This window comes from Paenibacillus sp. J22P90 (genome assembly GCF_059692195.1).
This window is the reverse complement of record NZ_JCAUAY010000013.1, coordinates 67218-92147: the sequence shown is the minus strand read 5'-3', so window position 1 is coordinate 92147 and position 24930 is coordinate 67218. Positions and strand designations below refer to the sequence as shown.

Annotated in this window: 23 protein-coding genes, 1 pseudogene and 1 other annotated feature; of the genes and pseudogenes, 3 read left to right on the top strand and 21 right to left on the bottom strand. The window is 42.8% G+C overall.

Translation table 11 applies throughout. The features are described 5' to 3' along the window. Positions 1–61: 61 nt before the first annotated feature. The 7 genes and pseudogenes from AC58UX_RS29435 to AC58UX_RS29405 all read right to left on the bottom strand — a co-directional run. Positions 62–853, bottom strand: coding sequence for a sugar phosphate isomerase/epimerase family protein (locus AC58UX_RS29435; RefSeq protein ID WP_497259445.1), 792 nt, complete (start codon positions 851–853; stop codon positions 62–64). Positions 854–1228: 375 nt separating this feature from the next. Continuing rightward, positions 1229–1438 carry a hypothetical protein gene (locus AC58UX_RS29430; protein WP_497259443.1) on the bottom strand — a complete coding sequence of 70 codons (210 nt, stop codon included), beginning with the start codon at positions 1436–1438 and terminating at the stop codon, positions 1229–1231. A gap of 358 nt (positions 1439–1796) precedes the next feature. Next, on the bottom strand, positions 1797–2453 hold the full coding sequence (locus tag AC58UX_RS29425; protein ID WP_497259441.1) for an alpha/beta hydrolase: 657 nt from the start codon (positions 2451–2453) through the stop codon (positions 1797–1799). Between the two features lie 636 nt (positions 2454–3089). Next, a complete protein-coding gene (locus AC58UX_RS29420; RefSeq protein ID WP_497259439.1) occupies positions 3090–3365 on the bottom strand; it encodes a hypothetical protein in 276 nt (91 codons plus the stop codon). Positions 3366–3773: 408 nt separating this feature from the next. Continuing rightward, positions 3774–4349: a hypothetical protein gene (locus AC58UX_RS29415; protein WP_497259437.1), complete on the bottom strand. Its 576-nt coding sequence runs from the start codon at positions 4347–4349 to the stop codon at positions 3774–3776. A gap of 1773 nt (positions 4350–6122) precedes the next feature. Beyond that, the gene (locus AC58UX_RS29410) at positions 6123–6251 is read right to left on the bottom strand and encodes a hypothetical protein (RefSeq protein ID WP_497259435.1); all 129 of its coding nucleotides are present in this window, start codon (positions 6249–6251) and stop codon (positions 6123–6125) included. 159 nt (positions 6252–6410) lie between these two features. Further along, a pseudogene (locus AC58UX_RS29405) lies at positions 6411–7343 on the bottom strand (methionine--tRNA ligase); the annotation flags it as partial. A 56-nt stretch (positions 7344–7399) separates the two neighbouring features. Continuing rightward, positions 7400–7668 (bottom strand) — a binding site (T-box leader). Between the two features lie 265 nt (positions 7669–7933). On the opposite strand from AC58UX_RS29405, the gene AC58UX_RS29400 reads away from it, so the two are divergent. Beyond that, positions 7934–8737: a hypothetical protein gene (locus tag AC58UX_RS29400; RefSeq protein ID WP_497259433.1), complete on the top strand. Its 804-nt coding sequence runs from the start codon at positions 7934–7936 to the stop codon at positions 8735–8737. A gap of 268 nt (positions 8738–9005) precedes the next feature. Here the strand turns inward: AC58UX_RS29400 and AC58UX_RS29395 are convergent, their stop codons facing one another. The 6 genes from AC58UX_RS29395 to AC58UX_RS29370 form a co-directional block, all read right to left on the bottom strand. Then, positions 9006–10166: an Ig-like domain-containing protein gene (locus AC58UX_RS29395; RefSeq protein WP_497259431.1), complete on the bottom strand. Its 1161-nt coding sequence runs from the start codon at positions 10164–10166 to the stop codon at positions 9006–9008. A 200-nt stretch (positions 10167–10366) separates the two neighbouring features. Beyond that, positions 10367–10900, bottom strand: coding sequence for a histidine phosphatase family protein (locus AC58UX_RS29390; RefSeq protein ID WP_497259429.1), 534 nt, complete (start codon positions 10898–10900; stop codon positions 10367–10369). An 18-nt stretch (positions 10901–10918) separates the two neighbouring features. Further along, positions 10919–11257, bottom strand: coding sequence for a YdcF family protein (locus tag AC58UX_RS29385; protein WP_497259427.1), 339 nt, complete (start codon positions 11255–11257; stop codon positions 10919–10921). A gap of 407 nt (positions 11258–11664) precedes the next feature. Then, positions 11665–12375, bottom strand: coding sequence for a hypothetical protein (locus tag AC58UX_RS29380; protein WP_497259425.1), 711 nt, complete (start codon positions 12373–12375; stop codon positions 11665–11667). Positions 12376–13094: 719 nt separating this feature from the next. Further along, positions 13095–13571, bottom strand: a complete 477-nt coding sequence (locus tag AC58UX_RS29375; protein WP_497259423.1) for a UPF0158 family protein — start codon at positions 13569–13571, stop codon at positions 13095–13097. A 218-nt stretch (positions 13572–13789) separates the two neighbouring features. After that, positions 13790–15541: a glycoside hydrolase family 3 protein gene (locus tag AC58UX_RS29370; protein WP_497259421.1), complete on the bottom strand. Its 1752-nt coding sequence runs from the start codon at positions 15539–15541 to the stop codon at positions 13790–13792. Positions 15542–15675: 134 nt separating this feature from the next. Between AC58UX_RS29370 and AC58UX_RS29365 the strand changes: the two genes are divergently transcribed. Next, positions 15676–16170: a VOC family protein gene (locus AC58UX_RS29365; RefSeq protein WP_497259419.1), complete on the top strand. Its 495-nt coding sequence runs from the start codon at positions 15676–15678 to the stop codon at positions 16168–16170. Positions 16171–16424: 254 nt separating this feature from the next. Here AC58UX_RS29365 and AC58UX_RS29360 read toward each other — a convergent pair whose 3' ends face one another. From AC58UX_RS29360 to AC58UX_RS29350, 3 genes are all read right to left on the bottom strand, one after another. After that, positions 16425–17033, bottom strand: coding sequence for a class I SAM-dependent methyltransferase (locus tag AC58UX_RS29360; RefSeq protein WP_497259417.1), 609 nt, complete (start codon positions 17031–17033; stop codon positions 16425–16427). Positions 17034–17389: 356 nt separating this feature from the next. Further along, complete coding sequence (locus tag AC58UX_RS29355) at positions 17390–17914, bottom strand: hypothetical protein (RefSeq protein ID WP_497259415.1); 525 nt, start codon at positions 17912–17914, stop codon at positions 17390–17392. 491 nt (positions 17915–18405) lie between these two features. Beyond that, positions 18406–19086, bottom strand: coding sequence for an NAD(P)H-dependent oxidoreductase (locus tag AC58UX_RS29350; RefSeq protein WP_497259413.1), 681 nt, complete (start codon positions 19084–19086; stop codon positions 18406–18408). Between the two features lie 203 nt (positions 19087–19289). Between AC58UX_RS29350 and AC58UX_RS29345 the strand changes: the two genes are divergently transcribed. Further along, positions 19290–19874, top strand: a complete 585-nt coding sequence (locus AC58UX_RS29345) for a TetR/AcrR family transcriptional regulator (protein WP_497259411.1) — start codon at positions 19290–19292, stop codon at positions 19872–19874. Positions 19875–19961: 87 nt separating this feature from the next. Here the strand turns inward: AC58UX_RS29345 and AC58UX_RS29340 are convergent, their stop codons facing one another. The 5 genes from AC58UX_RS29340 to AC58UX_RS29320 are packed head-to-tail and all read right to left on the bottom strand — an operon-like array spanning position 19962 to position 24918. Further along, positions 19962–21338, bottom strand: a complete 1377-nt coding sequence (locus AC58UX_RS29340) for a DegT/DnrJ/EryC1/StrS family aminotransferase (protein WP_497259409.1) — start codon at positions 21336–21338, stop codon at positions 19962–19964. 17 nt (positions 21339–21355) lie between these two features. Next, entirely contained in the window at positions 21356–22108 is a 753-nt protein-coding gene (locus tag AC58UX_RS29335) for an SDR family NAD(P)-dependent oxidoreductase (protein WP_497259407.1), read from the bottom strand. 2 nt (positions 22109–22110) lie between these two features. Further along, positions 22111–22494 carry a RidA family protein gene (locus tag AC58UX_RS29330; protein WP_497259405.1) on the bottom strand — a complete coding sequence of 128 codons (384 nt, stop codon included), beginning with the start codon at positions 22492–22494 and terminating at the stop codon, positions 22111–22113. 25 nt (positions 22495–22519) lie between these two features. Further along, positions 22520–23818, bottom strand: coding sequence for a M20 family metallopeptidase (locus AC58UX_RS29325; RefSeq protein ID WP_497259403.1), 1299 nt, complete (start codon positions 23816–23818; stop codon positions 22520–22522). Then, positions 23815–24918, bottom strand: coding sequence for an alanine racemase (locus tag AC58UX_RS29320; RefSeq protein ID WP_497259401.1), 1104 nt, complete (start codon positions 24916–24918; stop codon positions 23815–23817). The genes AC58UX_RS29325 and AC58UX_RS29320 overlap by 4 nt, the downstream gene beginning before the upstream one ends. Positions 24919–24930: the final 12 nt, after the last annotated feature.

Below are 24930 nucleotides of genomic sequence, written 5' to 3'. Positions count from 1 at the left end.
CATTGTTGAATAAACAGAAGAGGAGCTACCGCGTAGGAAGCCCCTCAAGTATCGTTCTCCGTTAGCTTAGGTAACCATTTTTCTTTAGCTCCGAAACGGATTCAGTTAACGACTGACTTGTTTTAATTTCAATAACAACAGACAAATCATTCCGCTGGGCAAAATTCAATCTGTTATTGATTGGTACGATTCCAGTATATAAAGATTGATGATCAGATTTACCATTATAATCGTGAAGATGCATATGTTTTATTTGATTATTAAAATAAATAAAGATTGATTCTTCATCGAACCCTGCTTTTGCATCGTGACCCACATCCCAGGTAAGATAGAAGTTATTGAATGAACTTAACTGATCAAGTGCTTTTCGAATATGCGGAATATGAAAATTCCCCGTATTCTCAATACATAATTCAACCTCAAAAGTTTTAGCCAAATGATAAAGTTCTGAATACGAATCATAAAGTAATTCTAAAAAATTTGATTCATACTGTTCATTTATCCAGACCTTTGTCTGCGGTAGGGTGAAATAAATCCCATTATTTAAGTGCATGTTCAGTGTTTTTATTCCTGACAAATTTGCCCACTCCATCGCTTGTCTGCATCGTTCTAAATGCCCCTTCCTTATTGATGGATGATAGGAGGATAAATCCATTTCTTCTGGGAGATGAATTGTAAAATCTAATCCGTATTTTTCTTTGTAGTAAGTTAATTCCGAATGACTTAATTTCTCTGGTGTGCAGATAGGAAGGTTCATATTAAGTTCGATAAATTCTAATCCAAGTGTTTTACACAATTGGACGTTTTCAGTTATGGATGTGTATTCAACTAAAGTGGGCATTCCCAATTTCATTTGACATCCTCGATTCTCTTTTAGTATCCTACCTACCTTAAATCATACCATAAAATGGATAATATTATTGATACAAGTTACTTAACTAATCTGTCCGTTAGCCGTTCATGCAGCGCAAGATCAGCGCTGCACCACAGAAGTACCATGAAGAAATCGATTGCTTGACGTACTCTTAAAAATATATAATAATCCGAAAATGACCATTCTCGACTCCAGTTGTTAATTTCACATTCTTCGCTCGCATAAATTCGTATGCTTGATGGATATCTTCTGTACTTAACAGGAATCATAACATTCCTCTACTGTGTATTGAAAAACGTTCCCAGTTTGCTCAACGGGTTTACAATTATGTCCCATACTTCCCGAAATTCTTTCTTATCTTTTTCTATTAATTCTTTCCATCGACCTATAATACTCATCTGAATCATTTTGCTTTGTTCCTTCGATAAAGTTAAGTATTTTTAATAAAGCTATACCTACAAATATTAATACAAATGGAAGCATGTAAAATGAAAAACCAAAGACGATTGTATAAACAATGATTAACACCACTATCAAACATATTAGCCAAAACCACTTTTTCATAGGATTACCCCAATCTTGTAATGTTGATTACAATGGTTTCAAAAAGTTAAATTGCCACCCTATAATACCATATTTAGGAATAAGTAAGTGTACAATTTATTAAGAATTCACCTTAATCTTTACATCACATTATTGCCCGTTAGGTGAGCGAAAGGCTGCCGATCGTGCCGGCAGCCTCCTATTGCTGTGTATTGAACAATCGTTATCCGTTAGCGGAATGATGATTCATGCAATGGTCCCAACCGGGCGATCCGCTGACGATGCAAGCCAGGACAATTAAGCAGCTCTCCATCAGGGCTTGACGAAGTAGGCGGGACAGATGATAATCAAACCTACTTAACCCGGGCTCGGCGGATGTTTATCGTCCAAACGCCCAAGCGACCATCAGTGGGAACTCTTCTCGCCACATCACTTCGTCGTGCGACGCGACCCGCTCTCTCATTTCAACGTCCCCACCTGCATCGCGAAGTGCAGCCGCCCACCGGGTCGCGTTCTCAAGGAAGAACGGCTCCAGTGTGCCGGCTACCAGGTATGTGCGCGGTAGTGGACTTGGCATCACCGCAGGCGGTCGGTAGCCCCCGCCTGGAGATGCGGAGAAGACTGTACCGTAGATGTCCGGGTGCCTAAGTCCTATGGCGAGTGAGAGCTCTCCACTTGCCGACACGCCGCACACCGCAGTGCGTTTGGCGGGCAGTGCGACGCTGAAGCGCGATCTCACCCATCGGCGGACCTCTTCGACAAAGAATCTCTCATGTGCTGCGAAACGTTCCTGGTCGAACGGCGGTGAGTACTCATGGATGCGCACCATCTCATCCTCATCGGACGTTCGGTAGGCACCGACGATCATCGTAGGCGGTACGTCGGCGGCCTCGAGGTACCCGCCCCACTGCGAGATAAGCTGACCGTCACCGGCGAACACGACTGCCTGGGATGAGTCCGGAGGGATGTATACCGTAACCTGACGACCACCATCATACTCGAGCGTCTCTGTGACGAGCTCTCCCACGATCTTCATATCTCACATCTCCTGTGTTCATAATTAAGCTTATCTCGTGTAACGCAACGAGGGGCTATATGTTCCTATTTATAATATATCAGCGTTTTAAAAAGCCGCTCCAAAATGCGTTCAACTATAGTTTCTCATTGCAATTTTCATTGATGCTTTTCAATTTCAGATCTAAAGTAGCAAGGATGAGAAATAATAGAGAAATAACCTAAAGCATTGATTAAACTTTCCTCCCGTTATTTCAACGAATCTAGGGAGCAGGTGCCGTGAGGCGATCTGCACCCTGCTTATTACGCTATCGTTATCCGTATAAATTTGAAGAAGTATTAACCTTAATTCTTATATTGTTATAGCGTGCCCATTTGGGAAGGTGCTCGACTAAGTATGTATAAACTTTATCATCTGGAGTTGCATACCCAAGGTTAACTCTATAACCTCCTGCAAAGTCAGAATGTAGTGAATCTGCCCATTCATTAGCTTCCCGAGAAGAGTCAAATATTCTACTTGCTTCCTTGTAACTCTCATTAATCCATTCAATGTCGATTCGGAATCCTCCGCACATCGTGAACTAAAATTAATTATATTATAATTGCTTTAAACAATCGCTCTCTGTTCGCTGAACACCAAACTTACCAATTTCTCTTTTTAGGTTACAAGTCTACCGATGAATACTACCCAAGCTTCGATTAAACATAGGGCAATTGAACCGAAAATAGCCATCATTGATTGCGTGGCTGTCCTCCAATTCGAAACTCTTCCCAGCCCCGTCACACTAATAATAAGCACGATGATGGTGGCAGTTAAGATGACGTAATGCGGGTTAAACGGTACTGCTGAAAAAGGTTGAACTAAAAAGAAAGCTATCCAGCAGAATAACATTAATACGAATGACCAAAGGTTTATTTTTACTGGGATATTCATAAACCCTCCTTAAGCCTAAACGTAGATTCTAAAAGAATCATTATATAAATAGACAGGATTGGAAAAACATTAGTTCTATTAACCTGCCCAATAGTTTAATAAACACGAGCGAACTAATCTTCAACATCTGCTCCATGTAAATGATTCATTTGTGACAGACCCTATATAGTAATTACTTTTAAATTTAATTAGAGGTATTTTCATCATAACCCCAAAACTCTAAAAGCCGTTTATTTTCTCTAATATCATCCTCGGATAAAAAAGAATGATACAAAGGCTCCAGAGCTTGTTCAGTTTCTAATTTGTGATACCCTTCACGATACTAGGTAATCCTGCCCATTACTTTAATAACAAGGAGCAGTTGCTGGTTGCGCAATCTGCTCCTTGTTATCTAACAATATTTTTTTATTATTCTTTATTTATAGGTTTTTCCACTAAAAACTCGATCTCTGCGTTCAAGCGAAGACTTTCTTGACTCACTATCGATTCATTTAAGGGATAGAACATAGCTGATCCAGCTACCTGGTAGTCCCCCTGAAGAAGCGTGCCTTTATTGGATGCCTCCCACAAAGCTTTGATGTATTCTACATATTCTTTTTGATCTTCCGAACTATATCCACCATGTGGCCTAAATATCTCTCTCAGTGGTAGTCCCTTTTTTAGGATAGTCACGCGTACAGGCTCTTTCATACCGTATCTGATTTCGTAATTCCTCGTTTTCTCTTTCATTGGGAAATAGAACGGTGAGTCGGCATGGGCGATTTTGATTTCTGGCTCATCTCCCACGTATTCCAACTCCGCATAGACCTCTACTTTTTCGCTTTCGATGTATACTGACTTCTCTGACACGAGGCGGTAGACAAAATCTCCTTCAGTCACTATTGCATTTGAGCGAATCGGTGATTCTTTTACGTTGTGCTCGTTAGGCTTATCATCTATTGAGCATCCTGCCAACAAAAAGACAACTGTGAAAATGACGACCATAAACTTACCCAATCCTATTCACCCCATTCGTTCTTTAATGTATTGTCCTTAATTTATCATGTGATGAATACGTAGGAATACAGACAATTTGTTCCATTAATCTGCCCTTTAGTTTAGCGAAGACAGCCAATAGGAACTCATGTTTATTTGAATTGAAGATTCTCGTTAGAACTGAACTCACCAAAGAACGTTGAATGATTCTGTCGGGAATGAGATCAAGTTCTTGTTAAAATTGGGAAAGGGATTGCCTTGTGAAGAACTTGATCCCTTAAAACAAAAAAGCCGTGATTTACGCGGTCGTTAATGAGATAATGTTATTGTCACCCGTCACTGTAAAGCTGCTTTACTGTTGTCTGAGGACAAGATTAACTATCGATAAAAGAAAAGAAGTTGTGTATTACGGATGGTGTTTCTCTTTGTTTCGCGAATTTAATTATTTGCCACCCTAGCCTATCCACCCGCCTCCGATGGACTCGTCTCCAAATACGACGTTTCATTTTGTACAAGTGGGCAAGTTACTGCCTTTGTTCTACTCATGGCTTCCCTGTGTAATAGTTGAGCGAAATAAAAGTCGTTATTTGCAATTACACTTGGTTGAGCGTTTTTTGTTGACAAAGCATTTATTAAATATACACTCAATCCCGTTCACTTGATTGCACGGGATAATTTCTCTTATATAGGTGGTAAATTGTGGTTCGTCCTCCGAATCTATCCGTATTATTTCAACGAAATCTTTACCTACACGAACAAATACAGCTGTTCTGATTGCAAAGTTAGCGAATACGATAGCGAGTCTGTTTATAATTTTTTGTGCAATGGCAACATCAAGTTCCTGCAAATTATAATCAATAATATTTGAAATTCTCAGTCTGAGACGCCTTGTAGTTTCTCCAAGCGTCATTACCAAGAATGTATTTCCCACCGACCTAATGACACCCAGAAATTTCCCTCTGGTCTTGTGGACTACCTCCACACCTTGCCTTCCAATAAAATTTCTAAGACGTTGTCGAAGTGTTAGATTAGTGGTCACATTAACACAAAACTTTTTACAAGCCATGTTATTCGCTTCCCCTCTTGGATGGTTGGTTGCCCTGTCACTTTATGCACAACCATCGGTTTGAAGGCACGGCTTATACCTATGGAACGTTCAACTTTTATTAATGGCTCCTCAAATTATGCACTAACACTGTGCTATACTGCCCTTAGTTTAATAACAAAAAAACTCTTCAACTGAGCTCGTGGATGGTAGTGTACGTAGTCTTATCACATTCCCATCCTCCGCTTAAGGACAATGTTCTTGTTAACATGTTTTTATATGGTGTTATACATTATATAGAGTGAATTTAATTTCTCCCCTCTCTCAGAAATATTGAAACCAAATTTAAGTGGGATCGTAACTCATTAGTAAATAATGTTAAAGTAATAATGGGGGTGTAGGTTGAAAACTTTTGAATTCTTAAAAAGAATCTATTTTAAGATCTTACTTTTTTATCAGAAATTTCAAATGATGATTATGTCAATTGTAGTAATAGGAATAGTTGATTATTTTGTTATTTATGAAATACTAGTTTCTTTAACGCCAATAATGTCAGTGCTAGCTCTAGAGGTCGCTCCAGTTTTTATTATCATAGTATCAATTATCATGATAAGGGGAATTTATAAATTCATTCGAAAGAAAATGAAAGAAAATAAACATTTTTTATTACTTTAACCATCGCGGTTCGCGAAGACACCGCAACTACCTCAACTATCGCTCCCATCTAATCTCACATTCTATTTATCTATTGAAGCTCTCAAAATATTGAAAATATCCTTAACCGTTTTTATCATATCTTGTGAACCCACCTCACTGACTGCTGGTTTTATCAAAAGTGTCCACAAAAATTGCTTTTCTTTTTCCATTAATTGCTGTTTTTTAGTCGCTGTACCTCTTCTTCAATTCGACTTACGTCAATCCTTTGGAACAATACTTCAACTTGTGTTAACTCTCTTCCAGTTGGACACTCAACATATTCCCAGGTGGGCACAGATAAGCTATGAAAGCCTCGAATCCTCAAACATGAGGTGCAAATTCTTTAATCCCAGCAGAATAGCTGGCCATATTAATGTATGAAAAGGAGTATTATCCTTCCCATGGATATAGTAGGCTTTTACACTTTCTTTTGACCAAAACTTCTCCCACGATTCACCACTCTGATTAGCCCACAGCTTACTGGCAGAAAGATACCCGCTTACAGCTTCTACCCACACATAAATTTTTTTTCCTTCAAAACCTTCTAGGGGTACATCTACGCCCCAATCCAAGTCTCTAGTAGCAGCTCGATCCTGCAGCCCTTCTCCTAAATAACGCCTTGAAAGTCCAATGGCGTTCTCCCTCCAACCATCCGCTTTATCAACAAAGTTTTCTAGTTCATTTTGAAACTTTGAAAGTGCCAGGAAGTAATGATCAGAAAACCTTGATGTTGGACTCCCATTGCATAACTTACATGAACGATTATTAAGTTCTAAAGGATCCAATAATGCTGAGCAAGCATCACATTGATCACCACGAGCTCCACTGCCGCAATGAGGACAGCTCCCTTCAACATAACGGTCCGGCAGAAAGCGATCGCAACCGTCACAGTAAGTTTGTTCAACTGCTTTTTTATACAGAACACCATTATCCAGTAGTTGATTAAATATATCTTGCACAACTTCGTGGTGAAATGGATGATCCGTACGAGTATAAATGTCGTAGGAAAATCCAATTTGACGGAAACAATCCATAAACTCATTAAGGTATCGATCGGTAATTACTTGAGGGGAAACACCTTCTTGATTAGCTTGAATTGAAATTGGCGTTCCGTGACAATCACTTCCTGATACGTAAAGTACTTCTTCTCCTTTTAACCGAAAATACCGCGCAATAACGTCACCTGGCAGTAAGCTAGCTACTCTCCCTAAGTGAAGTGATCCGTTTGCGTAGGGCCACGCTCCTCCAATAAAAATGCTCATTTCAATTTCCTCCTTAGTTATAAAATTTTCTGAAAACAAAAAAAGCCCTCGTCCTCAAAAAGGACGAGAGCTGTCGCTCACGTGTTTCCACCTAAATTTACCGATCCCTCACAGTGACCGGCCTCTACAGGTACGTCACCACATGAGGTGATTATACCCTGGCACTTTAACGGGTGCGCCCGGTGCGGCCTACTACCTCACTGGGAGGGTTCGATGCACAGCTCAGAGACCATGTTCGTCAGACGTTTCTTTACTCCTTCGCACCTACCGGAGCTCTCTGTTAAAAGAACGGGGTCCAACTACTCTTTCTCGTCGTTGCCTTATTCATATTCCTTATATAGCCAATTTATAATAATATATTCCGAAAAATCAATCTAATTTTCAATAAAACTCTAAGATTAAATGATGCGCACATATAACATTATCCATACAATCAAACTCTGATTCAAGAAGTCCTTCTACTCCTTGAGTCATAAAAATTTGTTTCAGGCGATAAATAAAATACGAGTTATTATATTATTCATGGGTAAGGAATATTCTGAAAAGGGATGAGTGAGTTTATTCTTAGAAAATGAAAGGCGGCGATTCTCATGAAGAGATATTTATCGATGCTGGGAAATTACTTACTCTATTTGACGGTCATCATTTTAGTGATCTTCCTCTATAATATCGTCCTCGATCCTGTATTAGGATGGGGGCAATTCGGAAAAGGAAAGAACATCCCAATCCAGGTATTCATGGTACTTGTAATTACAATCGCTCTTTCCGCAATTGTTTACGCCATTAAATATCGACTTTTGAAACAGACACCGGTAAGCTTCTGGAGTCTTAGTAGCTTCTCGCCGATCAGTTCGAGCTTGTCGGTTCACATGTTGACAATCGGGCTCGCGTTCACTTTATTAAACGCTGCCTCCATGAAACTACTTCTTCACTACAACATTACAACGTTCAATGATTTTACAGAAGAATATTTCGCCTCTGTTCCTTTCGTTTACATTATACTTTCCTCAGTGCTAACTACTGCACTTGAGCTGATCTTGTTTATTGGTATCATGTTTAATGAAGCCCGGAAACATGTTCACGTATTCTGGCCAATTCTAGTCATCGCTTTGATAATTGCGGCGTTGCAGCCAGGAGGAATTGCGATGCAGCTTCTGGGTGTAGCGTTAGGATTCATATATGGATCCATCTATGTACGCCTATCATCCATATGGTCCGTTATGCTGGTTGGAATCGTGTTTAACATCAGTCTGTTCGGTATGAAAAGAATAGGTTGGCTTGATTCCATGGAGAACATGTCGGGCTTCACCCTTATACTGCTTACGGCAGTCATGGGACTCTATCTCATCTTTAGCACCCTTTGGTACTGGAGAAAACCAAAAGCTGGCTACTAACGGCGGCAGCCTCGTCCTGATATCTTAAACGGTATCCCTTAGCGCAACGATTCGTCCAAATATATAACCAATTTGAATCCCTTTCGAAGCCTGTTACCAAAGAACGTTTAAATGAATCTGTCGGGAATGAGTTTAGGTTCTTGTCAAATCGGCAATGGGATCAAGTTCTTGTCATTGCCTTGTGACAAGAACTTGATCCCATAAAACAAAAAAAGCCACGATTTACGCGGCCGTTAGTGAGATAATATTCTTGTCACCTCACATAATATCAAAAATTAGCCAAAAACACACCTTTGATTAAATTCGTAATAATAATTTGACCCGTGCCATTCGGATGTGGGTTCCTTGTTAAATTCCCCAAAATATCAATTGGACTTGGATAAAAATAGGTTACTGCTCCCATATTTTTATTATAATTTGTATTAAAATATTGGAATACATTTGCGACAGAATATCCAAGGTTACTGCTATTATTTAGGATGTAGTCATTAAGCCCACTTCCATCTGTCCTATAAAGCAAGGAATCTACCGTATTGTGTAAGCTTGTATCCGTTTCATTATAGGGATTATAGGTAGTAGTTACGATAAGCTGAACGTCAGGATTCAGATTTTTAATTTTAGAAATTATTGGAGCCCACTGGTTCTGGAAATCTAACAATCCTTGGTTTGCTACAACAGTATTTATATAATTAAAGTTATACCCGCCAAGTTTGGAGCTATCCTTAGCGGCTTGCATCAGATTGTTTCCACCAATACTTAATGTGATAATGTCAGCGTTCGTCACTGCAGAAATTAAGGTAGTATCAGGAGCTCTCTGAGCATCAAGACCAAGCTTGGCATAAAGCTCGTTTGTTCGATCTCCAACTGTTGCAAAACTTGATCTTGTCACAGTCCATAAAGGGTATTGTGTCTTCAAATATTCATAAAAATAGGTGGTATAGGATGTTATCACTTTTCCGGTATAAATAGTCCCAGTTGCAATGGAATCTCCCAGTGCCACATAACTAATAATTCCCTTATTAAGGGTAACTTTAATTTTAATTAAATCAGTGGCTTTTCCATCCGAAACCGCCACAGAAAATTGATCAGCCCCTGTGAAATCTTTATTCGGTGTATATGTGACAACTACAGTACTTGTTCCACTCACATTCGTTGGAGTTCCAAATGAAACACTACCATTGCTCGGTATTGAACCCGTTTTCCAGCTCATTACATCTCGATTGGTGTCCGTTGCTTTTAAATTGATAGGAACTGGAGTGTTTTTATTGGTAGTAAAGGAGGCAGCATCACCTTGTGATATAACAGGAGCAGCATTTACGGCAGCCGATGCTTCTTTCGGTTCAAAAGTTAGGGTAACAATCAATGTGGAAAACAAAATAAGAGGTATCATTAAGACCTTGATCCATTTGTTCTTAAAATATCCAATCATTTTTTTCCCTCCCTTTAATCATTCTTCTCACCATATAACATCAAACACTCGGACTTACTTTCTTTTGTCCTCCTTTAGAATATTTTTGTATAACTTATGTGTATGTTCTTAAAAAAGAACAAACACATTGTACGCATTTTTTTGTTAAAAAAATGCTCTTCTTTCAAGTGGACACTCCATAGCTCATACTGCTCTAATGTTCATTGATATTTATACTCTTTTACTTCACAATTTCCAACATGAAATTGATAAAACTCTTCGTTCGTCTGATCTCTAAAATACGCATTTATTACTCTGAAGACTCCACCGTGGGTTACAATTAGGACATTATGATCGCCATATTTTTCTTTTATTTCATCTAGAACATTAAAAACTCTTTGCGCGACTTCTAAAATCGACTCCCCGCTACTAAGCTTACTTGGAAAATGTCTTTTTGCTTTTATAAAATTATCATCATCACGATTAGTTCCTTCAAATATGCCGTAGTCCTGCTCTATAAGTCTGTTTTCAATTACGAAGTTTTTACTAATCGCTTTTGAAATTATTTCTGCCGTTTTAACTGCTCTAGTCAAGGGTGATGTAATGATGATTTTGATTTGTTTTTCATGTAATATTTTAGATATTTCCTCTGCTTGCTTTGCACCCTTATCCGTTAATTGAACATCAGTCTTTCCGCAAACTCGATTTTCACTATTCCATTCAGTCTGACCATGTCTCACAACATATAATTTCAAACAATCATCTCCAAAATATTAAATATCGTTGTACACATTCGACGGAATGGTTGATGAAACCTGCCAGTTACTTGAGAAAAGGCATCCGATCCAATTGGGGTCAATCCCCTTCTCTTGAAGTACTTGTTTCGAAAATCTCGAGTTCTCAAACGCGTTGGTTGCTTTATCTTCACGAAGAATCGCCTTTTCGGGAACGCCAAGTTCCATTCCTACAGCACAAAGAAATTCCCATTCTGTAGTCGTAACATTTGGTGTTGAGCCACCTGAAGGCAAAATGTAGGGTGCAAACCCCAGATGAAATAGATCAGCTGCTTGTTCCATCAATTGTGGATGGCTCCCCCCAGGAATTAGGATCACATTTAAGCTATCGCCTCTCGTTAGCGTTATATCATCTAGTGTCCAAATTCATGAGATGCTTGAGAAAAATACGCTACTATAACAACAAAAAACAGGATAATACTCATTAATATAAATGAATATCCTGTCAATCGAGCTGTCAAATTCTTTTTATACAGTTTAGATTTCCGTATAAACAGAAATCCAAACCCTAGCAACAACGCAATAATTATTCCAACATAATCGTCCAAGCGATCCACCCTATCTTGATTATCATTTTGCTTTTCCAATTGAGTTACTTTAATGAATTAATAAACGAATCTAAAATCTTGACCGCTAGTTCATTCCCGTTAGCACAAAAGGCTGCACGCGGCAGCCTTTTTACGTTTGTTCAACTATAGTTCTTCGTTTCCTTATTAGTGCATCGTTTATCCAATCAATCTACATATTTCTTGCTTGGCAACTTCTTCGACCCAAGCAACAAAGTTTGGACAATCATTAATACTATATATGGTATATTCTGGATAACCATCAAGGGGTGCTATGTGTTCAAAACAATGGTCATGGGCAATCATAATAATTGATGAGTTATTCTTATTATATAGTGTCATATTGCCATTAGCCTCAAAGGCGAACGCTATGTAGTCGTTGGGATTGATATAACATTCGAATTTTTCATCATTACAAACATCTGCGATATAATTTTCCCACCCTTGAAAACCTTCTTCCGCATCTCCTAGAGTCAAGGCTGAATTCAAATTTAACAGCCAACTTATCTCAGTCTCGTTCCATCTTTCAGTTATTCCTCCGAAATATGTTAAAAGTAATTTATGCTCATTGCATAATGGCTTATTAATATCTAAAGCTGGAGGTTTAACTAACCAACCGAAAGAATTTCCTTCATGGTCAGTCCACCCTAATAATTGGTAAGATTCGTTGTTAACTCGAACATTAGTCACACGTGCCTTTATTAAGAATTCACTCAAAACAGGATATAATCTTATAAATGAGCCAGAAAATCTAAAGATATCTTTACCTTGGATGGTCTCAGTTATGGTAACTATATCATGTGGCTTAATAAACCAAGTGATATCATTACAAAAATCATTCCAATCACTATTTAATATCTTCGTTCCCACCCTAACACCCCCTTTAAGAAAAATATTTGTTTAGAAGATATATTTTCTACAAAATTTTACGATTCCCTTCTTATGAACCGTGTTTAACCGCGATAAACTGTTACATGAACAGGCTGCCAGCATGCCGGCAGCCTGTTCATGTATTGAGCTATAGTTAGGACCGAGGGCCGAATGACCCGATCCGTGAATTTGGTGCTAACTGATGTCTGTGACTTCCTCGATTAACCTAGTTATCTTGTAATTTCATATAAACTCATTACATATTTTGAGTGTGGCAAATAATATGCTTTATATTCAATTATTTTATCTTCGGGTCCTTTGAAAGATATACAGGAATATCAAGAAAACTAGATGACAATATCACGAAAAAAAAGAATAATAATCCCAAGCCAGCTAGAGTTACAAAGATCTTGGTTATTAATCTCTTCAGATTGCTTTCAATCTTTCCTCCATTAGAAAAGATGCCTAGAATAATAAGAACTACACCAAGAAGTAAAAAATAAAATGAAAATATCAGCCAAGACCAAAAATGTTCTAGGAAAAACATACTAATAAAAAAAGGGGCAAGTATGAAGGCCCAAAAAGTATTACTCTTCAATAATCTTCTCATTGTAAACGTCCAGTCCTAAATGGTTTCCGCGGAGATCAACAAACAACAAATCTGCAAATTTCGAATTTTACATAATTATAAACCTAGGATTGCCAAATAATAACCAATATTAACTTTGGATCTCAAGGTCGTGCTCTTTACACCAGTCAATTACTAATTCTTTAATCTTATTTTCTCTATACTTGTACCATTGTTTATCGACACCATGTTGTAATAACCCTTCTTTAAATCTCCGAAAAGCTCCCCTTCCCTGAATGGCATCATACAATTCTTCTCGAATCCTCTGATCCTTTATACTCAGAATAAATTCCTCAATAATTTCATATTCATTGAATTCGTTTCTTAATGTGAAATCGACGTAAACACCAACCTCATCCTCAATTATGCTAATTGCTTTTTCAATATTCTCCCTTTGCCATACAGGAAATTTTTCGAGAGGCTCTTCATCTTCAGCAGCCCCAATTTCTTCTCTCATTAATGTAATAACTTCGCCTGTGTTAGTATTTATATAAGTAAAAGTATCATCAATTTGAAGTTCAAATTCACTAATTAATTCATTTAACTTTACTGATTTGTTACTCATCATATGCCTCTGCTCCTTTTCGATATATACAAACATCATATCCAAAAAACCAAATAAAGCTACCTCTCAGGTAGCTTCGACCACATTTAAATTGAATGGTCCAACTTTGTGGACATTAAACTATCGTTCTTTCGTTAGTTCAACAATTAGATCTCTTTTTCTGATAGTCGCTGTTGTAACAAATTCCAAAACCATTTTCATCAATTTCATACGGTCCAATTTTAAAATCGCGTATCCCGCACGCCACAAAACGCATCCACCGGACTGACGCCTTTAAATGTTGAGTCCCCCATGATCTTCGATATTGTTTGACGGATGATGTTCTGGGTTGGCTCATAAGCATTAATATACGTTTTAACCATCGGGACATCATACAAATGGAAAGGATTATGAAGCGAAACGAATACCGTCGGCAGCGATGTAACATACCAAGGAATTTCTGGTCCCATGGGAGAAAGCCACTTGATCCGGGCATAGTTCGCCTGGGCAAATTGCTGGACATTTGCAAACAATAATACCGCATCGTACGACTTGGCAAACTCCGTTACCTTTTGTCGTTTGAAGAGCTGTACGGCAACTGGCTCGCCGGGTCTCTCCCGTTTTATACGTTCCGCTTCAGCTACCGGAGATTCATAAAGCGTAACCTCAAAACCTACCCGTTTCAGCTCCTCCGTAACTAGCGTACGGACCCCGTCCTGTTTAAGTCCGAAAAACATCTTCTCGTCCCCCAGCATATATACCATAATCCGTGGATGAGTTTCCGGCCGGATCGGCAAGTCGGGCCGAGTCTGCTTCACCAACGTAATCGAGCGGTCTGCCACTTCCACCGCAATGGCCATGTGCTCGCTGCAGCCGATTCGGCTTAAAGCCGACTTCGGTGGGATAAGCGTACCTTCCAGTTGCTTGCGATGCAGCCCGATTGAAGCCTTGAGCCCGAGTATGCGACGCAGGGCGTCATTCAGACGCTGTTCCGTAATGACGCCGTTCTTATAACCGTCCATCATGAACTGGTAATCCTCTTCCGGATCGTTAAAAAACAGAAACATATCACAGCCCGCCGCAATCGCCTGAGGCAGTATGTCGGAGCGTTCCATCGCGGAAGTTAAGCCAATCATTCGTGAGGCATCAGTCAGTACCAGCCCGTTAAACCCAAGCTGCTCCCGCAAAAGTCCTGTCACAAGCTCCGGCGACAGTGTGGCCGGAAGTAGGTCTTCCTCCGCCAAATTCGCATTAAGCCGCATTGAATAAGCAGGCAGCTTGATATGGCCGACCATCACACTTTGCACGCCTGCTTCGATCATTCCCTTGTATACTTTGCCAAAGGTTTGGTCCCACTCCTCGCACGACAGGGTATTGACACTTGTCAGCAAATGATGGTCTCGTTCGTCAACCCCGTCACCTGGGAAATGCTTCATCGCCGCCGCGAAACCGCTTTCACAAACGCCTTTGAAATAAGCTTTTGACATCTCAAGTACATCGTCTGGATTATCTGCGAAACAGCGTGTCATCGTAACGGGGTTGCGCCAATTATAGTTAATGTCGACCACGGGAGCAAACGTCCAGTTGCAGCCGACCGCTGCACCTTCAACCCCGCTTACAAAACCCATCTGGTAAGCATAATTCGGATCGCCGGTTGCACCGATCTGCACATGTGTACCGATCATCGTTCCGTCCGTGCAAGCGCCATTGCCTCCCGACTCCATGTTAGCTGCAATCAGGAGAGGAATTTTACTATGTTGGTGCAAATATTTATTCTGCTCATAGATATTCTCTGATGTATTCGGATTGTAGCGCACGCCACCAATATGGTATTTATCCAATAGTTCCTGCAAATATTCTGTATCATGACGATACCCTAAATTAATAAAGAGTTGTCCAATTTTTTCTTCTAAGTTCATGGAGGCGATAGTTTGTTCTACCCATAGGATGTCTTCATCCATCAAATGAAACGGTGCTGCCTTTAAATTCAACATATTACGTTTCCTCCCGCTTATTTTTTAACTAACTGTAAACATAGCAATTCGAAAGAAACAATGGCTCATTTTTTATGCTAAACTGTATTGTGTATAAACCTTTTAAAACTCTTGAATATTAAGGAGTAAAAATTATGAATAACAAAATCCAAAAAATCACGCCAAACTTGTGGTTCGATACACAAGCCGAACAGGCGGCAGAGTTGTACACTTCTATTTTTAAAAATTCGAAGATAGGAAGAATCACTCACCATGGCAAAGATAAACACGGGATACCAGAAGGAACAGTAATGACTGTGGAATTTCAACTGGACGGGCAAGAATTCGTAGCCTTAAATGGTGGCCCGTATTTCAAATTCACAGAGGCAATATCATTTATCGTGAACTGTGAAGATCAAGATGAACTGGACTATTTTTGGGAAAAACTCTCCGAAGGCGGAGATGAAGAGGCTCAAAACTGCGGTTGGCTAAAAGATAAGTATGGCGTGTCGTGGCAAATTATTCCTTCCACTCTAACCGAGATGGTAAGCGACCCAAATCCAGAAAAATCAGAAAGAGTTATGGAAGCATTACTCCAAACGAAGAGTAAAATTGACATAAAATCTTTGATGCAAGCGTATGAAGGATAAAGTGCACTTTGTCGTGACAGACTGGGGGAAGACCGTACCACGAGTCATTGATAACGGAAAAAACGTTAGTTAAGAATTTACCGCCTTACGATTGATAGGGCGGTTTTTCTTTTGGCCAGAAATCAACAATCAAGGATATCAGAGCCAATACTAAAGACATCGAAAATTAGAATTCATCCTTGCCATCAATCGTTGTAATTCCTAAATGCTCAAGTGTTTTATTAATTGCGTTATTACTTAAAGTTTCCTCACATTTATATCGACTTTCTCACGCACCAAGTACTCATACAACGCTGCCCAGCCACATTGACCGTTTTAATAGGCTCAAATAGTTTCCCCTTCAACTCTTCCGTAGTTTTCTGTAATCTTTCCTCATCCACAAGAAAACGGATGCTCCCGTCTGGAAGTTTATAACGTTCATCCCCGAGTGGCTTTACTTTCGTTTCAATTCCAATTGATGATGCAAGTCGTACAAACATCAGCCCGCCAGGCTTAAGTACACGCCATAATTCATGCACTATTTGCTGAAAATGGGCCTCATTTTCAGCAAAATGCAAAACGGCGTTACTAATAATAAAATCAAAATAGTGATCATCAAAGCTCATCTTCTCAACAGCATCAACCCGTGTGCGCTCGTTCGACCAGTCAGGTGCTATCTTCATGGCAAGCTTCTGAACAGCGCCAATCGCTTCCTCAGATCGATCCACTGCATACACTTCATACCCGTTACGCAGCAAATAGATAAGATTGCGACCAGAGCCGCATCCGGCATCGAGAATTCGCATTCCCTTCGTAATATTACCTTTTAATAGCTGATCAAATAAATAAATATCAATATCGCCAAACTGCTCTTTTAGATTCATATGCTTCACCTGTTTACCTTCAAAATAAAAAAAAAGAGACGTTAACCTGAATCGAAATAATCCCAATATCCTTAGTAATTATACCATCAATTCTCGTAGCTGGAAATTTAGAGCGCGGCTGCCGCGTGGCTGGCCACTCCCTTACGTTATCGATAAGTCCCATATTATGGACGTTTAAGCTACAGATCCTCGTTCGTGCCACCGTATGAAGATCCGTGAAGATTCGTGCTACTTCGCGGTTCTATTTTTATCGGAATCCTGCTCTTAGTTCAGCAAACGAATAGGAGCAGCCACGCAGTGTGAATACGGTGGTATCGGATGTTCCCTCTTCTTCGAACTCGCTAGGGCTCATCTAATTAATAATTTCTATCTGACAAATCTTTGTCTTTAAACCATATTTGAATTTGTTCAATCATATCTTTACCTCTTAATGCTATTGAAAACTCACCACATACAAATATATCTTCCGAATATTTTACAGTTTTAAATTTAGTGTTTGATTTTATATGATTTATTGCGTCCAGTCGGTCCATTCCAATCCTAATCGAAAATATTGAGTAGTCAGGATTAGAAAACTCCAAGGAACCAACCTTACCATTAAGATCATTATCAGCATCATTGGGAAAACTAATTCTAACTTTCTTCTCGTTATACGCTCGCCCATGTCCCCCCATACCATGGATATATTCACCTGGGCCCCATTGTTGTATTACTTCGTCTTCAGACATTCCAAACTTTATGTCTTCAATTAATAAATTCTTATTTAAGGTGTCTATATCTATCTTGAATCTCTCATACCAAAGAAATGACAAGATAATAAGGGCAAAAAATACAATAAAAAATACAATACCTGTAATGATATATCGCTTTCTTATTTTCATTTTTATCATCCTTTAGGTAATTTACGATAACGACTTATTTGAGAAATTCGAATAATAATATGGGTTAGATGGATTTACCTTCTTCACAAATAACCAAAAGCCATATTGAAATATTCGCTAAGAAAAAAAATCTTCCTTTAATCCGATTCAACTATGCTGCCCGTTAACGTAATTGAGACTGCCAATCATGTTGGCAGCCTCCATCCCAAATCAAAAGTTGACCATCCGTAATTTATTACCATAAAATCGTTTACGGTTATTCTGTATATGCATCTTATCCATTTCGGTATAAGAATAATTTAATGCTTCCTCAGGAGATACTACTTGAAAAGGCATTCCTTTGTCTAAAAATAATAAGTTTAAATCTAAACTAGCTGCATGATATTCACTACTGAATTGAGCATCGTTTCTGCTAATTTATCGTACAGGTTGAACAGGTTCGGTTGATTTCGTAGTTAATATAGATACTTAATGTCTATAATTACAAAACATTAATTAATCCATTGCACGATATCTTTCATTTCTTTTCTGCCTCTAGGGAATACAGGCTCATCTGCTCGGTATCCAAATGCGACCATAGCCGAAACTGCTAAGTGACCATCCTCTAGTAAGTTTTCTTTTGCAAGCAGCTCTTCTACCTTATCGATATAAAATCCTTCTATTGGACAAGAATCAATTCCTAGTAACGCTCCTACCGTCATCATATTGGCAAAGGGAAGAAAGGTTTGTCTTTTAGCCCAATCTAACGCTTTTTGCTCATTCTCAAACAGATTTTGTTGGTTCACTTGAAAATTTCCTATACCCTCTATAATTTGATCAGATTTTTCATCTGGAACACCCCAAACATTAAGCCAGTGATTTTTTACATATTCGGAGTCGTACCTTGTATCCTTGCTTGTTCTTGAAAGAATGATAACGAAATGGCTAGCAGTTGGCAGATGACCTTGTGCACCTGGAGAAATCTCTTTTAGCTTTTCTCTGAATTCCTGGTTTTGGACAACGAGGAATTTCCAAGGTTCAATGCCACATGAGCTAGGTGAAAGTCGGGCTGCTTCTAAGATGACATGAAAGTCTTCCTCTGAGATTTTTTTTGTTGGATCAAAGCTTTTTATTGCACGTCTAAAATTAAACGCATCTAGAATTTCTTCTCTATTTATCATTCGTTGTGTCATATTCAAACACTTCCTTCTTATTTTTTTAATGACCTCTACTCATTCTGTTAATCCAACATCTTTGGTTTAAACAATGAATGTTGGTTACTCGATTGATTCTAAAGCAGAATTCCTTTATGCTCAATCATCAGTTTTGGTGTTTTATCGCCTAAACAACAAACGAATTAAATTGTCGTCTATACATAGAAGAGAGCGTGATAAATATGGAAGGGATGAAAGTAGATCCACGTATTATTCGGACAAGAAAATTGTTAATGGATGCCTTTAACAAAATAGCGCAAAGAAAGGAGTTCAAAGACATTACAATAAACGATATTACGGAAGAAGCAACCGTAAATCGTGCTACTTTTTATTCTCATTTTCAAGATAAATACGACTTAATGGATGCCTCAATTACAGAAGATATAATAGAAAGCATTGTGAAACACTTGAATCATTACGATAGTTTAAATGAAGAAACGATTGTGAAAATCTTTTTTACGTTAACTAAGTTTCATACCAAAAAACGAACTGAATATAGTTCACAATGTAGAAGAAGTATCGAATCCTTTTATGCAATAATTGAACAAAAAATAAAAAAAGAACTGGGAGAATTATTTTACACCCTATTTTTAAAACAACAGCCTAACTTGGATTCGGAAGCCTTAAAAATTGGTACTACTGTGTTGAGTTGGGGAATTTACGGAGCATCTGTGGATTGGGAAAATAATAGTTCTCTTTCAGGAGAACTATATATACAAAAAGCCTTACCTTTTATAGTGACGGAAATAAATAATATGAAAGGATGAGCGCAACACGAAAAGAGCTGCTTCAAAAGACGGTTATCCCTGCTTTTGATACAACTCTTTTGTTATCAACGAATAAGGTGAACGTTCTCAGTTGGCTGCGGGTTGTTGTGGCGACCTATCTATTAATGAGCTGTGATTAAAAAAGTGCCAGCCACCTAAAGTAGGCGGGTTGCCGGTGTCGACGGCTAGCAGCTCCCGATGTTGGGCGATCACTTTGCGGAAGGCTAGCACGTATTCATCGATTTGATCACGCCACTCGTGCTTGAACCAAGGAAGCGCGAACAGTCTTGCCGAGATTGACTCCGTCACCGGCAGACTGCCCTCAGGCTGCCTCAAATCACGGTTCGCATGGGCTAAAATCGTCGGCTTGCCGTGTCCGTAAACATCCGCTTCGTGGAAAAAAGGATGCAGGTGCAAAGGCAAATTGCAGCCCGGACTTACACTTAGCACTCCCTCTGCTCGCAGAGCGGCGCAAAAACCGGTCACGGACAAGCCGCCTAGCGCCTCCGGCTCGTATCGTCCGCGGGCGGCGTACCACCCTCCGTTGCGACTGCCGGATCCGGATTCCGGACGATGTGGCTTGATTCCGGGCAGCCCGCTCAGCCCTTCCCAGAAGTAAGACATCGCCCGCTCGATCTCGGCGATGCGATCTTCATAATACTTCAGCTGCACGCGGCCAACCGCCGAGCTTAGCTGATGCATCCGGTACTTGACTCCGCCGAGAGGAAGCCCGATATACGGCTGTAGCTCCGGCGTCTGGATCTTCGATCCATAGCGCTCGTAATGACCGAAGGCAATTGCCCGCTCATACACGGTTCGATCCCTCGTCACCAGCATACCTCCTTCGCCGATCGCGAACGCTTTGCCGGTCATCATGGACATTGCGCCTACGTCTCCGATCGTACCAAGCGGACGTCCTTTGTAGAGGCCCCCTAGCGCATGGGAGACATCCTCAATCACCTTCACTCCGTGCTTAGCCGCTACGCTCAGAATCGGGTCCATATCTGCTGGATGGCTCAAGTAATGGACTACTACGATCGCTTTCGTGCAGCTCGTGATCTTCCGCTCGATATCCGTCGCATCGAGGCCCAGCGTTACGGGATCGATTTCGGCAAATACGACGGAGGCGCCGAGCGAGAACGCTGGCATCGCGGTCGCCCAGTAGGTGAGCGCTGGAGCAATGACTTCGTCGCCGACCCCGACCCCGCAGCCGAACATAGCCGCTTGCAGCGACGCGGTTCCGTTATGGAAACCAAGCGCAAACGGCACCCCTAGCCAATCGGCCATCTCCCGTTCGAACTGCTCAGTGACATCGGTACCCGACATCGCGCCGCGCCGCAGCACCTCCAGCACTGCTTCTTCATCCTCCGCCGTGATGATCGGCCAGCGGAACAACTCTTCGTGCGCCCTGGTAACCGCCTTCGGTCCGCCAAATAGTGCCAGCTTTTCTTCTACCTGTTTCACTTGTTTTCCCCCTCTCTCTAGAATGCGAGTTGCCCGCCGTCCACCACAAGGCACTCGCCGGTGACGAACGCCGCATCCTCCGAAGCCAGGAATGCGAATACGCCGGCCACATCGCTAGGTTTGCCGGTACGTCCAAGCGGGATTTTATCCCGAATGTATTGCTCGACAAATTGTGCGTCGTCTATCGCTTCGGCCATCGGCGTCTGTATGTAGCCCGGGCAAACCGCGTTCACGCGGATGCCGCTTGCGCCCAGCTCGATCGCCATTGTCTTCGTCAGCAACACGACGCCGCCCTTGGACGCGTTATAATGCGCGTACTTCGCTTCGCCAACGAGACCGTTGGTGGAGGCCATATTCAGGATTACACCCTCCCGTTGACGAACCATGACTTTGGCCGTCTCCTGAGCCACCCAGAACATGCCATTCAAATTCACGTCGATGATCCGGCGCCAGTGCTCCGGGGTAATGTCTAGAACCGGCTCTTCCCAAGCAATTCCCGCATTGTTGACCAATATATCGATTCGACCGAAGCGGCTCACGGTTTGTTCCACAGCGTCACGGACTTGGCCGGTATCGGACACGTCCGCCGTTATCGCAAGAATTTCCGCTGCGACCGCCTCCAGCTCTTTGACGGCTTCAATTAAATTGGCCTCGTCATTCGAGACCAAAGCCAATGCCGCACCTTCGCGGGCGAACCGCTCGGCCACCGCCCTGCCGATTCCTCGCCCTGCCCCAGTGACAAGAACGACTTTTCCTTCAAATCTGCGCATCGTCATCCCTTCCCTTCCGCAATCTCGGCGACGACGTCAATCTCGACGAGTATGCCGTCTAACTGACCGCCGAAGCAGGTGCGAGCCGGGTAAGGCGCGGAGAATACGCTTCGATACACGGCATTAAACCGCTCGAAGTCGGCCATATCGGACAATATCACGGTTACCTTCACGACGTCGTCAAGCGAACTACCGGCCGCCTCCAGAATCTGACGCACGTTCTCCAGTGTCTTCTCCGCCTGTTCCTCGATCGAAACGCCAATGATCCTGCCATCGAGATCAAGCGGTCCTTGGCCGGATACATACACATGACCGTACGATACGATCGCCTGCGAATAAGGGCCGTCTCCCTTGGAAGTGGTCTCGGTAACAACCGGTTTTCTCATTGAAGGGTACCTCCTTAGAATTTCGTTAATCGTGTCCAGGGCCACACCACTCCACGATGATGCGGGCGTAAATTTCCGTTAGCTTGTAAAGTGACTCCAGATCGACAAATTCATCCGCCGCATGCGCATTGGCACCGCTTGGGCCGAGTACGAGAGCCGGCGTTGGGCTGTGCAGGTTGAACATGAATGAGTCGCAAGCGAAGGGTGCCCCGCGCACGACAGGGGCCGTGTTCAAAACATTCTGCGTCTGCCGAATGGCTGTTGCAAGAATGGGCGATTCCGGCGGCAGCGCCGAGCCCGGCAGAAAACGGATGAGCTTCGCAAATTCGGGAATCGATACCGTATCGCCGAACATCTCTCGGTAGCCGGCAACCAACTCGCTACGTAGTTCCTCCTCGGTCACGCCTGGGTAACACTCGACCCATATGTCGAGAAGGCTGACTTCGGGACCCACGTCACACAGCGCAGCACGCAAGTCGCCCGCCTCCAGCCGGGTGGGGATGATCGGCAGCGACGTCGGCTCCTCATACCACGGCGAAGGACCGGGCAGCCCACTCCGTTCGAGTTCATGCCGCTCCAGGAAGACGAGAAACCGCCCGACGTCAAAAAGCGGGTTATCGATCGCTTCCCCATTGAACGAAAGCCCGGTTTTGCCGCGGAACGTCAAACGCCACAAAGCTCCGCCGCGCGCAGCCGGACAGACGACCAGATTCGTCGGCTCTGGCACGATAGCCGCATCAGCAAGTACGCCCTTCAGGCGCCCGGCTAGCGTACCGTTCGCTCCGCCGAACTCCTCGTCGACGACTGATTCCACGATGACGTCGCCGGCCAGCGGGACGCCTAGCTCCCTTACACAGCGTAAGGCCATCATAGATGCCGCCAAGCCCCCCTTCATGTCGTATGAGCCCAGCCCGTACAGACGCCCCTCACGTACATAAGGCTCCCACGGGGAAACAGACCATCCGGAAGCAACGACCGCCGTATCGATGTGGCTCGAGAACAGAAGCGAACGGCCGCCGCCCGTCCCTCGGTGCCTGCCGTGCACGTTCGGTCTGTGCCCGTAATCCTTGCCGGGGAAATACGCAGGATGCTCCCTGAAGCCTGGCGCATCCTCTGGCGAATACAGCTCCGTCTCGAGTCCCCATCGCTGCATCACGTCATGCAGCAACACCTGAGACTCCCGCTCGGTCCCGTCGAACACCTGATTTACCGTCGATTGGCGGATAAGGGCGGATGTCAGTTCGATCAGGTGATCCTTGTTCAAAGACACCCATTCGGCGATGCGTGCATCCAGTCCAGGTAAGATGTGTTCGGACTGTGTCATTGAAATTTCCCCCTTGCCGCGACGTTCCAGAATGCTTCAACCTCGCCGTCACGCACGGCGGCTACACGGTCTGTCATGTTGATAACCCCGCAGCAATGAACAGGGACGAAGGCCAACCGGTCGCCGATGCGTAGCCCACGCGCGGCTTCGCCAAGACGCAGCATGCCGTGTTCCTCCGTCATCCATTCGAGCGTCACGTCCGGATGACCGACCGCATAGCCGCGTCCAGTTCCGATTGGCGAGTCTTCTCCGTCGCTCGAGAACAGCTTCGTTCCGGCGTCGACAACCGCACGGTCTGGCGCAGGTCGGCTGATAATGGTGGTATAGACAGTAAGCGCGCAATGGTTCAACTCATGGGCGCCGAGCTTCACTTGCATCAAATCACCGAACACATACGTACCCGGCCGAATCTCCGTGACGCCGGGCAAGCCGGCGACGAATCGACTGGAAGGCGTCGAGCCCGCGCTTACAATCTCCATGTGGTAGCCGTCCGCCTCCAGTGAAGCGGCTAGTCGTTCGACGCTCCCAGCCTCCTGTGTTGCAATTTGGCGACGCTCCTCATCGCTTTCCGTATCGTAAGACTGGCCAGCGAACGTCAGCAGTCCTTTCAGCTCAAGATACGGCTCCTTCGTGATGCGGGCTGCCATCGCTCGCAAGAGGAATGAATCCGGCTTTACGCCTACGCGCCCGAAGCCGCTGTCCACTTCGATCAGGACCGCCACCGGGTGTCCCGCAAGCCGGCCGGCTTCTGCCGCCGCCTCAATGCCTTCCTCGCTTTCCACCGCAACGGTAATCGCCGCTCGCGGCAACAGTGCGGCCAGCCGCTCGATCTTTCGGCGCCCGATGATCGGATAGGCGATCAGGATGTCGCGCACGCCCCCGTCCTCCATCACCTCCGCCTCTCCAAGCTTAGCGACGGTGACGCCCACCGCCCCAGCCTCGATCTGCAGGCGGGCGACCTCAGGCATCTTATGTGTTTTGGCATGAGGCCTCAGCCGTACCCTACCCGAGTTTGCGATCTGCTGCATGTCGCGGATATTTGCGTTCAAGCGTTCTAGATCGATTAAGACGAACGGGGTGTCTAGTTCTTTAATTTGCATGATGCAGGCCTC